Source organism: Candidatus Methanosphaera massiliense (assembly GCF_028890305.1).
GTDB classification, from domain to species: Archaea; Methanobacteriota; Methanobacteria; order Methanobacteriales; family Methanobacteriaceae; genus Methanosphaera; species Methanosphaera massiliense.
Genome location: NZ_JARBXM010000001.1, coordinates 319,180 through 333,994, shown reverse-complemented (window position 1 = coordinate 333,994; position 14,815 = coordinate 319,180). Strand labels below are relative to the sequence as shown.

The following is a 14,815-nucleotide window of genomic DNA, read 5'->3' as shown; positions in this document are numbered from 1 at the left end:
TATAAAAAAGCTCCTTTTCGTGTAATATTTTTTCTCATAAGTCGTATAATTTAAGTAATTTAATATGATTACAATACTAATCATTATCTATTTAATAAATGATAAAAAGGTATACTGATATTATTTAACTAATCTTCATTAAATAGAAAAAAAATTTATTATTCTTTTTATCTGATTGGGGATAGTAATACTATTGAAGTATTGTCTTGTTATTATTGTTATATAATTTAATTAATATTTATTATTTTTTATTATTTTTAAAATCAAATATTTTAATAACATTCTTTACATCAATATTAATATTAATTCTATTATTTATCTATATTAACACTAATATAAAAAACTTGGTATAAAAAAGATATGATAGGTATGTTGTTTAAAGTAAATAGTTATTCTTCTTTAATTATTCTATGTTTAACATAATCATAATCTAAATTAACTTTAAATTTTTTACTATCATATACAATATTCTTTATATCTCTTTCAAGTAATTCTCTACTGGAAGGATGACTACGTAGTGTAGCCTGTGATAAATCTATAATATATGGATGACCATGAGATAATAAAATATTATACTGTGAAAGATCACCATGTACAAGGTCAGCCTCATTATATGCAATATCCATAAAATTAAGAATTTCCTCGAAAACTTCCTCAGCATTATCTAACTTAATTTTACTAAGTGGTGGTGCAGCTGTAGCATCATTATCTGAATAATCTAAATATTCCATTACAAGAACATTTTCCATAGCAGTGTAAGGTTCAGGAACATTTAATCCTAAATTATATAATCTGCTAAGATTTTTAAACTCCTTTCTTGTCCATGTTGTAACTATTTGTCTAGTGTTATTTCCATGAGTCTTGAATCTAGGATCTCCGGCAATATATTCTTTAATCTTCTTAAAATCAAGAGTCATAACCCTATAAATCTTAACAGCAACATTATTACCATCATCATCAATACCTAGAAAAACATTAGCTTCTTTACCAGTACTGATAACACCATTTAAAGTATTAATATATCCCTGTTTTGCTAATTTATACAATACTTTCAGTGTTTTATCATCAAAAACTTCACTAGAAACTTGTTTATCTTCGGAACTTTTAATTCTCTTAGTCTCTTCTAATTTACGCATCTGATTATCTGCATCACGGTAATGTTTATTCAATTAAAAAACTCCTTTCTAATGCTATTATCTCTTTATTTATTCTCTAATAATTTTTACGTATTTGTAATAGTATTTTTGATACAATATACAATACTGGTAACTCTATTAATGGCCCAATTACTAGTGCAATAGCAACTAATTGATTATCTGGAAATGAACTGATAGCTATAGCAAGTGCAAGTGGTGAATTACGTGCTAAGGTAGTTAAAGTTAAACTAGCATAATCCTCATAATTAAAACCACTTCTTCTTGCTACAATATAATCTAAGATAAAGTTCATGATAAAGAATAATATCAATGGAATAAATACAATTCCTATAATATTAATGTTATCAAAAAGATTACTTGCCTCTGTATTAAATAACCCGAATATTGCAATACATAGAAAGATTGTCTGGTAACTGCTGAAAAATGATATAATCTCACTTTTAATGGACCTTCCCTGTAAGACATATTTAACAATTTGTGCAGTGATAAAAGGAATCACAATAAACGTTAAAAGACTATTTGCTAGACTTAATATATTTAGTGTATTGCTATTTGAGAAAAACAATAATAAATACACTGGAAGTAATACTAATTGTAGTACTAAGTTTATTGGTAGAATAGATAAGCTCAGAGGAACATCACCCTTTGCCATTTTAGTAAATAATAGATACCAGTCAGTACATGGTGTTAAAATTAACATGAAAAAGCCAAGAAGTAGATTAATATTTCCATGTAGGAATAAATCACCTAAAAAATAGCCGAATAATGGTGTCCATAAGAAGTTAATCAGGAGGCTTGTTACAGTAAATCGTCTGTTATAAAAACTGTTTTTAATATCTTCCAGAGGAACATCCAGAAATACTGCAAATAACATTAATGCTAAAAAAATATTTATTAAATAGGGGCTGATTTGATTTAATATTGTCACATCTTTAAATAATAAACCTAATATAATAGCTCCAAAGATGAGAACAGGCTCTAATTTTTCTACTAAATCCATTTAAATTCCTCTTCGAACTATTATGTTTATTATTTATTTTGATATCAACATTATATTTTTAAGAATCCTCTTCTTTCAAGGTAATTAGCTTCTGTACGTGTGTATCTCCAAATAACATCTGCTTTTTCATCACTTTGGAAGTCCCATGGTTTTACAAGTACAACATCACCTTGACGAATCCAAATTCTTTTTTTCATTTTTCCAGGAATACGACATAATCTGATCTTTTTATCGTTACATCTTACTTTGAGTTTTCCATGTCCTAGAATTTCCTCAACAACTCCAGGAATTTCACCTTTTCTTGGTGATCTTACACGGATGTTCTCTCCGTTATTTTGGTTGTTATTATGGTTATGGTTTTTCTTATTGTTAGATTTTTTCAAATTATATATCCTCCATTCTTTCCTAATGAGTAATTGTTAAATTAAATTTCATTGATTAAAATGTATATTAAATTTCTAAGTATATAAAATCATAATTCTATGTTATATATTATATATCGTTTTTAACTATATAATTTTTTTTAAATTAAACTAATTTATAGAATTTGTTAGATTTTCATGATTTAAAGCCTAAAAAAATTAAGAAAAAAATAAGAAGGGTGGTTATATTTATCCTACTTTATTTATTTTGATTAAAGATTTTACTGGTACATCCTCTAAATCATTAATACCTTTTTTGTCTACAAGAACTGTTACAGCTATTGGTTTTGCTCCATGTGTTTCACATACCCTTATTGCATCAGTTACTGTAGCTCCACTAGTTATAACATCATCAACTATAACAACATTTTTGTTTTTTATGTTAGCAAAGTTGTTACTTATTGCTCCCTGTGCTGATTCATTTTTCATATGTTTTACTGGGTGGAATACAGCTAAATCCGCATCTAATAAATCGGACATTATTGTTGCAAATGGAACTCCGCTTACTGATATACCTACAACCGCGTCAACAACACCTTCCTCTAGTGTTAAATCAGCTAGTGCTGATGAAATGTATTGCATACGTGATGAACTAGTTCCTATTGTTTTCCAGTTAATAGCAAAATCGTCGGGTTTTTGTTTTTGTTTATTTTTGTTTACAGGTGTTTTTTGCATTATTAACCATTGTGTAGTATCTTTTGAAATGTTTAATTCATCTGCTATTTCACCTGTGGTTAATCCTTTATTTCTAAGTTCACTAGCTTTCTCAATTAGTTTGCTATTCATTTTAATCACTTATTTTTATAAATATACTAATCTTTTATCTTTTGATGATTTCATAGCAGCATCAACTATTCTTAATGCTTCATATCCATCCTGACCTGTTACTTCAGGTTCTGTATCCTGCTGTACTGCATTCACAAATGATCTTAATTCTTCTTTGAGAGGTTCTTTATTTTCAACTTTCACGTTTTCAACTTGATTATTTTCCTTGTATAGTGTAACTGTTTGATCACCATAGTCAACGCTTATTATACCATCTACTCCTGTGATGTTTAATTGTCGTTTTTTGTATGGTGTTAGCCAGTTTGTTTCAAGTATGGTTAACACTCCGCTATCATATTTGGTCATTATTTCTGCATGGTCTTCAAATTCACAGTTTTTTAGTTTACTGCTCATGTTTGCATATACTGTGTTTGCTTTACTTTCAAATAAATAGTTAAATATATCTATGTCGTGAATAGCTAAGTCTATTGCTACTCCCACGTCTCTTATTCTTGGTGGGTATGGACCTAATCTTTTTGCGTTAGCTGTAACTACTTCACCAATTTCTCCGGCATCAAGTAATTCTTTTGCAACTCTTACTGCTGGATTAAATCTTTCTACGTGTCCTGTTGCTAAAATTACTCCAGCATCTTTTGCTGCATTAATCATTTCTTTTGCTTCTGGTAATTTTGAAGCGATTGGTTTTTCTACTAACACATTTTTGCCTGCTTCTATTGCACGCATAGCAACATCATGGTGAAATACTGTAGGTACACATATGTTTACTGCTTCAATATCATCAATCTGAAGAATATTATCATAATCAACATATCCTACAGTATTGAATTCTTTTGATACCTTATCAAGTGTACCTCTTACCATATCAGATATTGCTACTAAATTTGCATTTTCCAATTCGGAGTATATACGAACATGGTTGTAACCCATAGATCCTACTCCTATAACACCCACGTTTGTCTGTTTCATAAAGTATCCTCTCTTAATTTTATTCCAATAGCTTTTGCAGTGTCTATTGCTTCATTCTTTTCAGTTGTCTCATTAACATCTGCTAAAAGTTTACCTTCTGGACTTAATAACTTACAGTGTATATTAATATTGTTTCCATCAACTTTTGAAATTATACCAATAGGCCATTGACATCCTACACCAATGGTCTCAAGAATTGCTTTCTCGGTTAAAGCTTCTATTCTTGAATCTTCATCATTAAGTTTTGAAATAATATCATTGTATTCAGAATCTTTATTAGTCATCACTGCTAAAGCTCCTTGTCCTGCTGGAGGTACGATGTATGTTTCATCAAAAATTTCTTTAACATGATCTTGTAAGCCTAATCGATTAATACCTGCTAAAGCCATTATAGTAGCATCATATTGTCCTTCTTCAACTTTACGGATACGTGTATCAATATTTCCACGTATAGGTTTTGTTTGAACTTTCTTTCCATGGAATTTACAGAAAGCTTCTCTTCTAACACTACTAGTACCTAATGTAGCATTTTCAGGTAGTTCATCCCAGGTATAATTAGAAATTAATACTTCATTGATAGCTTCTCTTTTAGGAATGGCTGTTATTGTAAGTTGGTCATTTAATTCACTAGGTAAATCTTTAAAACTATGTACTGCAAAATCGATGTCTCCATCTATTAGTGCAGTATCTAATTCTTTTGTAAAAATACCTTTAGCATCAATATTATATAATTGTGAATCTTTAATTTTGTCTCCTGTTGTTTTAATTATTTTTGTTTCTATTTTTTCACCAGTAATTTCTTCAAGTGATTTTACAACAGTTTGAGTCTGAGTTGTAGCAAGCTTACTACCTCGTGTACCAACTATCACTAATTACGCCTCCATTATTCTAAATAACTATGATCATGAGTATTTTTTTCTTAAAATAACTAATATTAAGCTATTATCAATTATAATAATCTCAGTAACTTATTTTTTAACTCTTTATAATTATATATTTAATATATTTAATATATTTTTGTATAACTCTTCTTTATTTATACTTCTTTTATTATTTTTAATTATTTTAAATAGTATTTAATAGAATATTTACTCAATTATGTCTTATTTAACTAATAAGAATACATTTTAAATAAAATAAAGACTTCTTATAGATATCTATGAAAGAGCTACTGTTGATAGTATTAATTATTAAAAAAGTATAGATTAATTAAAAATAAAAGACTTGTTAGAATAAAATAGAATTATAAAACAGGTTTCACTCTAGTCATGTTTACTTATTTTCATTAACTATCAGTTTCATGAATATTTTCGCTCTGTTAGAATATTAAAAAAATTCATAGAAAAAAAGTTTGAAATTATTAGTTTATAAAAATATAAATAAATGAAATACTATGTATTTTTTGTAATTAGTTACATACTAACTTTCTAGTATTGTATTCACTTCTGTATATTACATGTATTATTTCATAATTTCTATTTAATGCTTCATGGTATGCATCCTGGAGATTATCAATGTAAATTATTGGCAAACCTTGTTTTTTTAGACTATTTCCTAATTCACCAGTAAGTATCACTTTATTGGATGGTACTGTTTTTAAGTATTTTAATAGTTTATTCTCATCTATCTCTTCACAGGTTATACCGTAATCACCACCTAATATTATTATATAATTGGATGTGTATCTTGTGGTATTGTCCACACATTTTTTTATGGAAGTAGTATTAAGACCAGAATTTATATCTTCTAATACCATCTTATTATTAACAATTTTATATGATCCTCTACCTGGTATTATATTCATGTTTTCTATATTTGAAATAATTTCATTATTATCTAAGCCAAGTATTAGTCCTACTCCCATAGCAAAAAGAATATTAGTAATATAGAAGTCACTCACTGCAAACATTGATAGGGATAGTTCCTCTTTATTATACTGAACTTTAAAGTGGGTATTTTTAATATCATAATTAATCTTGCTTGTATGTATATCTGCCCTAGAATCACTAGTACTAACAGTTATCACATCTTTATTCACATTAGAATAATATGTATTATAAGCACTCATATCACATAATACTTGTTTTGAATTAAATATTGATTTCTTAGCACTACTTGCTGTTTGATTGCCCTGAGCTATAGGATAATCCTCTAATATATTAGTTAATATTCCAATATCACAGTAACTAGTAATACCAAGTGAAACCTCAAAAACACAATAATCAATTTTATCCAGTAAATCATTTTCACATGCAATGTTAAGAGCTGTGATAATACTAGCAGGAGTAATACTAAGGGATGTTGATAATACAATATCTTCTGACGGGCTGTGATATGATAAGTCATGACTAGTAAGTGTGAGAACACTGTTATTTTTCAGTACAGAACTTATCAATGTAGCTGTACTAGTTTTACCTTTAACGCCAGTAACTTCTATAATCTTAAAATTCCATCCATATCTAAGTCTATGTTTATTAATTAAATATCCAGTGAATTCATGATGAGTATAATCACTACTAAAAACAGGATTCATATGAATAGGATTTATTGTTATAAAATCAGTTCTATGTTTAATAATATAATCAAGAGATAGAAATTTAACATTATAATTATTACTTAATTCTAGTTTTTCATCATGTGTTAACTTGTTATAAACATCATAGAAAAATAGGTTATTATCTGTATACTTGTAATATTCTTTAAGAAGAGTAATACCACCGTGATTAGCATCACTAATTAAAATATTCTTAGTCATAATTTATCAATCAACCCTATAAAAAAAGAAGAAGTTAAAAAAAGAATTTAATGAACTTATCCTACAATTAATTTGTTATTTACACTATTATAGAAGTTCTTTTTAAATCTAACAAAATATGCTGCATTATCAGATTTTCTGATTTTAACTTCATCCATATAATTAAAGTTCTCACGTGAAACACCATCAAGTACACCAATAGCTTGTTTACCCTCTTTTAGAAATTTAACAGTTATTGTACTTTCTGCTGGAACGATTTTTGGCCTAGTATTTAATTTAAATGGACATATAGGGATAATGATTGCTGCATCAACACGTGGATCAACAATAGGTCCACCAGCTGACATAGAATAAGCTGTAGATCCACTTGGTGTTGAAACAATTAATCCATCAGCGCGAACTTCATCTACAACTTCTTCATCAACAGAAACTCTTAAATTTAGCATCTTTGCTGGCTGACTTGTCATGAGAACTAATTCATTTAGTACGGTTATCCATTTATCATCACATAAAACATCTAACTGTAATCTTTCTTCAATGAAGAAATCATAACTTAGCAATTTATCAAGGCATTCAAAGATATCCTCTGGATCCACTTCAGTTAAGAATCCAACAGTACCCATATTGATACTGAGTATTGGTATCTTTTTAGGAGATAATACATGCTGAGCATTAAGAACAGTACCATCTCCACCTACACATAAAACAATATCTGATGTCATATCTTCTATAGGAGTTTCTAGATCAGAGTATTCTTCCAGTTCCTTAGCTAAACTAGTGTCTAATTCTATTTCAACATGGTTAGCTAGTAAATATTTAACAATATTTCTATCAAGTTCTATGGCTTCCTCTTTATCTGTCCGTGAGACAATTCCAATTTTCATATTATCACAAATTTACTATAATAATTTTATAATATCATCATGTACTTCTTTATTAGCTGATGCTACAATGGATGTTTTTTCAAGTAAATCTAATTGACTTGCTAAAGGATTAGATTCAATATCAGTAACAACACCACCTGTTTCTTTAATTACCAGTTGAGCAGCTGCAATATCTAAAACACGAACAGCACCAACATCTAAAAAAGTATCATATGTTCCATCAGCAACATAACATAATTCTACAGCAATAGCACCCATTAACCGCATACGTCTAACAGATGTGCATAGTTTATCAAGCATTCCTTCTTTAGCTCTGTAGATATATGTACTAATAGTTGATTCAGATGCTTTTTTAATATTTGATAACGTCATAGGCTTACCATTTTTAGCAGAACCTTTTCCTTTGATAGCAGTATATATATCACCAGTAGGGAAGTTTTTTATATAACCAAACTCTATATCCCCAAGTGTTACATCAGATACTCCTTCATCATTAGGGATGCTTGCCACAGCTATAGAAATACCATAACAAGGAATGTTTTTCATAGCATTACTGGTACCATCAAGAGGATCCATGATTACAAGATTTTTAGCATCCTCTTTGCCAATTTTTATTTTTCCAATTTCTTCACTAATAAGAATCAATGATTTACCACTATTTTTTATAACTTCAATTGCTGCATTTTCTGCGTATTCGTCTATCTTGTGTGTAGGCGTTCCATCTGCACCTATTTTTGTGATTGTTGTTAACTTAGGATCATCTCTAGCATTTGTTATTGCTTCTTCTACTTTTTCAGAGATTTCCTGTGATAAATTTAACCAAAAGTTTATCTCCTTATCATTCATATTTCCACTTCTATTGATTACTATTCTACTTTATGTTCTTAATATTATTTAGGAATTTATAATTAATAAAAAATAGGATTAATAGTTATGAGTTATTCTTTCTTTTAATGGAAATACTTGAAAGTAATTTGTATATAAAAAAGGGTAAGATGAAGGGGATCATGCTGTAGTAATAAATACTTGTATTATAGGCTTAACCTATTTATCTGTTCTACATTAATATCTAAATGTTCCGGCTTTGGTAATTTAATGTTTAAAGATTCATTTAATACATCATCAACAGTTTTCATTGGTTTAAATGTTACTTCCTCTTTAACTTCATCAGGTACATCGTCGAGGTCTTCCATATTCTTTTCAGGTAATAATACGGTTTTTATTCCAGATCTATGAGCTGCAATCACTTTTTCTTTTATACCGCCAACAGGTAATACTTTTCCCTGTAATGATATTTCACCAGTCATAGCTATTGTTGAATCAACAGGTGTGCTTGTTATTAGGGAGGCTATTGTTGTAAGAAGAGTTACCCCTGCTGAAGGCCCATCTTTTGGTATAGCTCCTTCTGGTACGTGGATGTGTATATTTCTCTTATCAAATTCTGTGTCTTTGAGTATTGGTTGTAATCTTGATTTTATAAGACTTTGAGCTATTTGTGCAGATTCTTTCATCACATCACCTAATTGTCCAGTAAGTTCCAATTTACCCTCTCCAGGCAACAGTACAGCTTCTATGAATAGGATGTCACCACCAACAGGTGTCCATGCAAGTCCTGTTACTACACCTGGTGGGTTCTGTGCTGGTACCATATCATAGTGTGCTTTTTCATGTCCTAATATATCATAAAGCATGTCCTCAGTTACAACATATGGCCTTTCTATGTCATCAACCACTATTTTTTCTGTTGTTTTTCGTGCTATAGCAGCTATTTGTCTTTTAAGCTCCCTTACTCCAGCTTCTCTAGTATATTTTTCAATTATCGTGTTTATTGCTTCTGGTGTTATTACAAGGTCATTTCTTGTTAATCCATGTTCTTCTAGTACTTCATCTATAAGATGCTCTTCTGCTATATGATGTTTTTCTGTGTTAGTGTAGCTGTCTAATTCAATTATCTCTAGTCTATCTCTTAAAGGTCCTGGTATATCTTGTAATGAGTTTGCAGTTCCTATGAAGAAAACATCTGATAAGTCATATGGTACTTCTAAGTAATGGTCTGAGAATGTATTATTCTGTTCTGGGTCTAATACTTCGAGTAATGCACTTGTTGGATTTCCATTTATTGATGCTGTTGTTTTATCAATTTCATCTAATACAAATACAGGGTTTGTTTTTCCTGCTTTTTTCATTCCATTAATGATTCTTCCTGGTAGTGCACCAAGATATGTTCTTCTATGGCCTCTTATTTCAGATTCATCTTTTATTCCACCTAGACTTACTCTTACATATGGTCTGTCTAATGCTTTTGCAATACTTTTTCCAAGACTGGTTTTTCCTGTTCCGGGTGGTCCTACAAATAGTATTATTGAACCTTGTTTTTCATTTTTCATCTTAAGTACAGTTAGATGTTGTATTATTCTATCTTTTACTTTTTCTAGTCCATAGTGGTCTTTATCAAGTTGTTCTCTGGCTTTAGTTATGTCAATGTCTTTTTTCTCTTCTTTATGCCATGGTAGTTGAAGTATTGTATCAAGATAGTTTCTTATTATGTTTTCTTCTGAGTTGTTTTGGCCTTGTCTTTCTAGTTTATCTACTTCTTCCAGTGCTGCTTTTTCAACTTCTTCAGGTAGTTCTGCTTCTTTTATTCGTTCTCTGTATGTTTTTCTGTCTTCTGTATCATCGGTCATGTTGAGTTCTTCTTGAATCATTTTCATTTGTTCTCGAAGAAGAGTTTGTTTATGTATTTCGCTCATGTTTTTGTTGAGTTTATTTGTTATTTCCATTTGTATGCTCATAGCATCTCTTTGTTCTAATAGTAATTGTATTACGCGTAGTGCTCTTATTTTCACTGAGTTAAGTTCTAGTAGTTCTTGTTTTTTATTTATTGTTACACGTAGGTATGGGAATACTTCTGCTATTTTTTCTTCTGTATCTATTTTGTCTATGATTCTTCTAGCATATGGTTCGGAATTTGGTATTAATTTTGATATGCTGAGTATTGCATCGTTGATGTCTTTGTTTATTGTTTTTGATTCTTCTGGTGTTATTGTGTTGTCTTCTTGGATGGTTTCATATTTTGCATAGAAATAACTGTTTTTTTCTTTAATACCTTTTATTTCTACTTTATCTTTTACTTTTAATTCTATACGGTATTGTTTTGCTTCTTCTTCTATGTTTTTAATTTCGAGTATTACTCCTACATCATAGAATTCAACTCCACCGTTGTTATCTCTTGGTAACTTTTTCGGTGTTAATATTATTCCTTGGTGATCATCATTTATCGTATTTAGTATGTTTTCTGTGTGTACTTTGTCTAGAGGTATTTTTATGTCTGTGTGTGGAAGTAGGATTGTATTTGGTATTAATAATATTGGTAACTCTTTAGTATTTTCATCTTTATTTTCTATTTTAGTAGTTATATCTGTTATTATTAAACCATCTTCTCTTAATTGTTGAGTAAATGATAAGTTATCGCTACTTTCAGAGGTCATTTTTTCACTCCTTTTTTTTTATTTAATTATTAATTGATTATTTTTATTATGATTATAATTAGGGGATTATAGTTTTTATTTACTTTTTTTAGTTCATGTTTTTAGTTTATGCTTATAATATATATACATTTTCTTATTTTTATAACTTATTGTTATTAAAATAATATCTTATATTATAAGATAGATATAATTAGAATTTAATTTAAAAGTATTAAATAATCAACAAGAGATTATGGGAGAAGTATATATAATGAAAGTATCATTAACAAAAGGTGCATCAGAAGGACCAACAAAACTAAACGCATTTGACAATGCTTTACTTGAAGCAGAAATAGGTAATGTAAATTTAATTCCTGTTTCAAGCATGTTACCACCAGATACTGAAGTAATACCAATGCCTAAATTACAGCCAGGGGAAATGACTAACTGTGTACTGGCACATCAATACTCTGATAATCCAGGGGATGAAATAAGTGCAGTTATAGCATTTGCACAGGCAGAAGAGATGGGGTGTGTTATAGAAACAACAGGAATTAATAAATCTATTAAAGAATTAGAAGATGAAGCAAAATTCATGGCTGAATACATGATAGAAAAAAGAGAACTTGAAATAATAGATTATAAATCCGTAATACAATCACATACTGTTATAGATAAAGCTAGTGTTGTAGCAGCATTAGTTTATCATAATCCTAAAAGACATTAATTGTATGTAAGCTATTTTTATAAAAAGTAGATGGTAAAAAGAGGTAATATTACTAATTACCTACTATTTCTTTTAATATTTTAATAAATTTCTCATTTTTAGGGTGTGTTTCAACACTAATACGTATATAATATTCATCAAGACCATAAAAACTAGTACAATCTCTTACAATAATTCCTTTTTCCATGAGTTTTGATGTTAATTCTTTTGCTGTGAATCCACTATTTCTTACGTCTATTAACAAGTAATTTGATTTTGATTTATATATGTGTAGATTATCTATTGCATTAACACTTTCATAGAGATATTCTCGTTCAGCAATACTTTTTTTGGTAGATTCTTTAATGAATTCCTTGTCAGCTAATGTTGCAAGTACTGCTTTTTGTGAAGGTACTGTTAAGCTGAATACTGGTTTTATTCTTGATATTTTTTCAAGTAATTCTGGATTAGATAGTCCATATCCTATTCTTAATCCTGCTAATCCCATTACTTTTGAAAATGTTCTTATTATGAATACATTATCATATTTATCGAGTAGATTTACATTGTTTACTTCTGAAAATTCCCAGTATGCTTCATCAATAACTACAAGAGCATCTGTTGATTCAATAATTTTTATGATATCTTCTTGTGGAATTAGTCCACCTGTTGGGTTATTTGGTGTACAGAGGAAAATTACCTTTGTTTTATCAGTAATATTATCTAACACTGATTGTACATCTAATTTGTTTTCTTTAACATTCCATTTTGCATACACTGCTTTAGCATTGTATTGTTTAAATGTGAATGAGTAGTACATGTATGTTGGTGGATGTACAATGAATTCATCCCCAGGGTCTATGAGTGTTTTTGCTAATATGTCTAATAATTCATCAGCTCCGTCACCTGTTACTATTACCTGGTTTTTATTTACTCCTGCATACTCAGCTATTTTTTCTTTTAAGTATTCATGGTTTGATTCAGGATATCTGTTCATTTCTGGAATTGCATTTAGTATTGCTTCTTTTACTCCTGGTGCGGGACCCCATGGGTTTTCATTTGATCCGAGTTTTAAAATTTCATTTTCTGGGACACCATATTTTTCAGAGATTTCTTTTTTAGATTTACCTGGAACATAGGTGTCAAATTCATCAATTATTGCTCTTGTTTTTACCATATAATCACGTTTTATTCTTTGAATGCTAATTTTACATATTCATCAGCATTATTTGTAATACCTTCTATTTCTTCTTTTGTTAATTGTCTGACTGCTTTAGCAGGTGAACCTATTATTAATGATCCTTCAGGGAATGTTTTATGTTCTGTCACTAGTGCTCCTGCTCCTACTAAACAATTTTTTGTAATATGTGCGCCATTTAATATTACAGATCCCATACCGATTAGCACGTTATCATCTATTGTACAGCCGTGTACTGTGGCGTTATGTCCAATGGATACATGTTTACCTATTTTTACAGGATAATCTTTACTTACATGTATAACACAGTTATCTTGTACATTTGAATTTTCATCGATAGAGATTGGTTCAATATCTCCTCTTACTACTGCATTATACCATATGGATACGTTATCTTTTAGGTCTACGTCTCCAATTACTTTGGCTCCTTCATAAATTTTATTTTTATCAGACATGTTATCACTTTTTTTTATTTCATTTGTGTTCTATGTATTATTTTTTCTTTTTATCTAGTATTGAATTTTATTATTCTTTTTATTATATTTTTTAGGATGTTATTTTATTTTGTTTTTTTTTAGTTTGTAGGACTTTTTTTGGATGTTTGTTTCTTATTGTTTTCTGATATCTTTTTTAGATGTGGTAATTGTTTTATGTTTTTTATTATAATATAATTCTATTTTATACGAACGATAAATTACTAATTTATTAATATTTGGAATTATAAATAACATATTTAACTAAAAAATTCGTGATTACTGTGAATATACAACCAACTTACTCCTCATTAGATTATCCTGGAAAAATGTCCTTAGTTTTATTTACGCCAGGATGTGACCTTAGATGTAAATATTGTCATAATCCTCAGTTATTAAAAAATGAACGTCTTACAAAATGGGATATAGAAGAAATAGAAGAAGAAGTTGAAAAGAATCTGGATTTTATTGATGGTATAGTTCTTAGTGGTGGTGAACCATTATTACATCTTGATGTTATTGAAAATTTTATTAAACAAGCTAAAGATTCTAATTTGTTAGTTAAGTTAGATACTAACGGATTACATCCGGATGAAATTTCGGAAATAATAGATGATTTAGATTATGTGGCAATGGATATCAAAGCACCATTAGATAAATATTATAAAATAAGTGATATATATCCAAGTAATACTAAAGAAACTATTAATAGAACAATAGAAATTATATTAGAACATAATGTATTTCTTGAATGTCGAACAACATACGTTCCACAACTACTAACACCACAAGACATATACGATTTAACAAAAGATCTTAAATGTGACATGTATACAATACAGCAATTTAGAAATAGGGTAACATATGATTCAAGATTAGCAGATTATGAAGAACCAAATCCTGAAGAATTATTAAAAATAATAAAAAGTCTAGATACAACAATACCAGAAATACATATAAAATCCAACCAATTTGGAAACCAAATCATAAAGAAAGAGTAG

At 29.0% G+C, this 14,815-nt stretch carries 14 protein-coding genes; 2 read left to right on the top strand and 12 right to left on the bottom strand.

Features of this window, described 5'->3' with window-relative positions; all coding sequences use genetic code 11:
• Positions 1-389: 389 nt before the first annotated feature.
• The 10 genes from OTK55_RS01645 to lon form a co-directional block, all read right to left on the bottom strand.
• Positions 390-1,136, bottom strand: coding sequence for a serine protein kinase RIO (locus OTK55_RS01645; RefSeq protein ID WP_274871734.1), 747 nt, complete (start codon positions 1,134-1,136; stop codon positions 390-392).
• Between the two features lie 76 nt (positions 1,137-1,212).
• Positions 1,213-2,157 carry an arsenic resistance protein gene (locus tag OTK55_RS01640; protein WP_274870215.1) on the bottom strand — a complete coding sequence of 315 codons (945 nt, stop codon included), beginning with the start codon at positions 2,155-2,157 and terminating at the stop codon, positions 1,213-1,215.
• A 50-nt stretch (positions 2,158-2,207) separates the two neighbouring features.
• Positions 2,208-2,540 (bottom strand): translation initiation factor eIF-1A, encoded by a 333-nt coding sequence (gene eif1A, locus OTK55_RS01635; RefSeq protein WP_274870214.1) that lies wholly within the window; start codon positions 2,538-2,540, stop codon positions 2,208-2,210.
• A 228-nt stretch (positions 2,541-2,768) separates the two neighbouring features.
• Entirely contained in the window at positions 2,769-3,365 is a 597-nt protein-coding gene (locus tag OTK55_RS01630; RefSeq protein WP_274870213.1) for an orotate phosphoribosyltransferase-like protein, read from the bottom strand.
• 15 nt (positions 3,366-3,380) lie between these two features.
• The gene (locus tag OTK55_RS01625; protein WP_274870212.1) at positions 3,381-4,331 is read right to left on the bottom strand and encodes a Gfo/Idh/MocA family protein; all 951 of its coding nucleotides are present in this window, start codon (positions 4,329-4,331) and stop codon (positions 3,381-3,383) included.
• The gene (gene hemC, locus OTK55_RS01620; RefSeq protein WP_274870210.1) at positions 4,328-5,200 is read right to left on the bottom strand and encodes a hydroxymethylbilane synthase; all 873 of its coding nucleotides are present in this window, start codon (positions 5,198-5,200) and stop codon (positions 4,328-4,330) included. Before hemC ends, OTK55_RS01625 begins: the two co-directional genes overlap by 4 nt.
• 539 nt (positions 5,201-5,739) lie before the next feature.
• The gene (gene cfbE, locus OTK55_RS01615; protein ID WP_274870209.1) at positions 5,740-7,086 is read right to left on the bottom strand and encodes a coenzyme F430 synthase; all 1,347 of its coding nucleotides are present in this window, start codon (positions 7,084-7,086) and stop codon (positions 5,740-5,742) included.
• Positions 7,087-7,142: 56 nt separating this feature from the next.
• Complete coding sequence (locus OTK55_RS01610; RefSeq protein ID WP_274870208.1) at positions 7,143-7,970, bottom strand: NAD(+) kinase; 828 nt, start codon at positions 7,968-7,970, stop codon at positions 7,143-7,145.
• A 15-nt stretch (positions 7,971-7,985) separates the two neighbouring features.
• Positions 7,986-8,816, bottom strand: a complete 831-nt coding sequence (locus OTK55_RS01605; RefSeq protein ID WP_274870205.1) for a bifunctional fructose-bisphosphatase/inositol-phosphate phosphatase — start codon at positions 8,814-8,816, stop codon at positions 7,986-7,988.
• Between the two features lie 185 nt (positions 8,817-9,001).
• A complete protein-coding gene (lon, locus tag OTK55_RS01600) occupies positions 9,002-11,458 on the bottom strand; it encodes an endopeptidase La (RefSeq protein WP_274870203.1) in 2,457 nt (818 codons plus the stop codon).
• 250 nt (positions 11,459-11,708) lie between these two features.
• On the opposite strand from lon, the gene OTK55_RS01595 reads away from it, so the two are divergent.
• On the top strand, positions 11,709-12,164 hold the full coding sequence (locus OTK55_RS01595) for a pyruvoyl-dependent arginine decarboxylase (protein WP_274870202.1): 456 nt from the start codon (positions 11,709-11,711) through the stop codon (positions 12,162-12,164).
• Positions 12,165-12,216: 52 nt separating this feature from the next.
• Here OTK55_RS01595 and hisC read toward each other — a convergent pair whose 3' ends face one another.
• Positions 12,217-13,320, bottom strand: a complete 1,104-nt coding sequence (gene hisC, locus OTK55_RS01590) for a histidinol-phosphate transaminase (protein WP_274870201.1) — start codon at positions 13,318-13,320, stop codon at positions 12,217-12,219.
• A gap of 11 nt (positions 13,321-13,331) precedes the next feature.
• Positions 13,332-13,796: a gamma carbonic anhydrase family protein gene (locus tag OTK55_RS01585; protein WP_274870199.1), complete on the bottom strand. Its 465-nt coding sequence runs from the start codon at positions 13,794-13,796 to the stop codon at positions 13,332-13,334.
• 302 nt (positions 13,797-14,098) lie between these two features.
• Between OTK55_RS01585 and OTK55_RS01580 the strand changes: the two genes are divergently transcribed.
• On the top strand, positions 14,099-14,815 hold the full coding sequence (locus tag OTK55_RS01580; protein ID WP_274870197.1) for an anaerobic ribonucleoside-triphosphate reductase activating protein: 717 nt from the start codon (positions 14,099-14,101) through the stop codon (positions 14,813-14,815).

Excerpts from the sequence above, each read along its gene's own strand:
- cfbE (WP_274870209.1), bottom strand. The coding sequence starts at position 7,086 with ATGACTAAGAATATTTTAATTAGTGATGCTAATCACGGTGGTATTACT.
- OTK55_RS01640 (WP_274870215.1), bottom strand. The coding sequence starts at position 2,157 with ATGGATTTAGTAGAAAAATTAGAGCCTGTTCTCATCTTTGGAGCTATT.
- OTK55_RS01645 (WP_274871734.1), bottom strand. The coding sequence starts at position 1,136 with ATGCGTAAATTAGAAGAGACTAAGAGAATTAAAAGTTCCGAAGATAAA.
- OTK55_RS01630 (WP_274870213.1), bottom strand. The coding sequence starts at position 3,365 with ATGAATAGCAAACTAATTGAGAAAGCTAGTGAACTTAGAAATAAAGGA.
- OTK55_RS01585 (WP_274870199.1), bottom strand. The coding sequence starts at position 13,796 with ATGTCTGATAAAAATAAAATTTATGAAGGAGCCAAAGTAATTGGAGAC.
- lon (WP_274870203.1), bottom strand. The coding sequence starts at position 11,458 with ATGACCTCTGAAAGTAGCGATAACTTATCATTTACTCAACAATTAAGA.
- OTK55_RS01610 (WP_274870208.1), bottom strand. The coding sequence starts at position 7,970 with ATGAAAATTGGAATTGTCTCACGGACAGATAAAGAGGAAGCCATAGAA.
- OTK55_RS01625 (WP_274870212.1), bottom strand. The coding sequence starts at position 4,331 with ATGAAACAGACAAACGTGGGTGTTATAGGAGTAGGATCTATGGGTTAC.
- OTK55_RS01605 (WP_274870205.1), bottom strand. The coding sequence starts at position 8,816 with ATGAATGATAAGGAGATAAACTTTTGGTTAAATTTATCACAGGAAATC.
- OTK55_RS01595 (WP_274870202.1), top strand. The coding sequence starts at position 11,709 with ATGAAAGTATCATTAACAAAAGGTGCATCAGAAGGACCAACAAAACTA.
- hisC (WP_274870201.1), bottom strand. The coding sequence starts at position 13,320 with ATGGTAAAAACAAGAGCAATAATTGATGAATTTGACACCTATGTTCCA.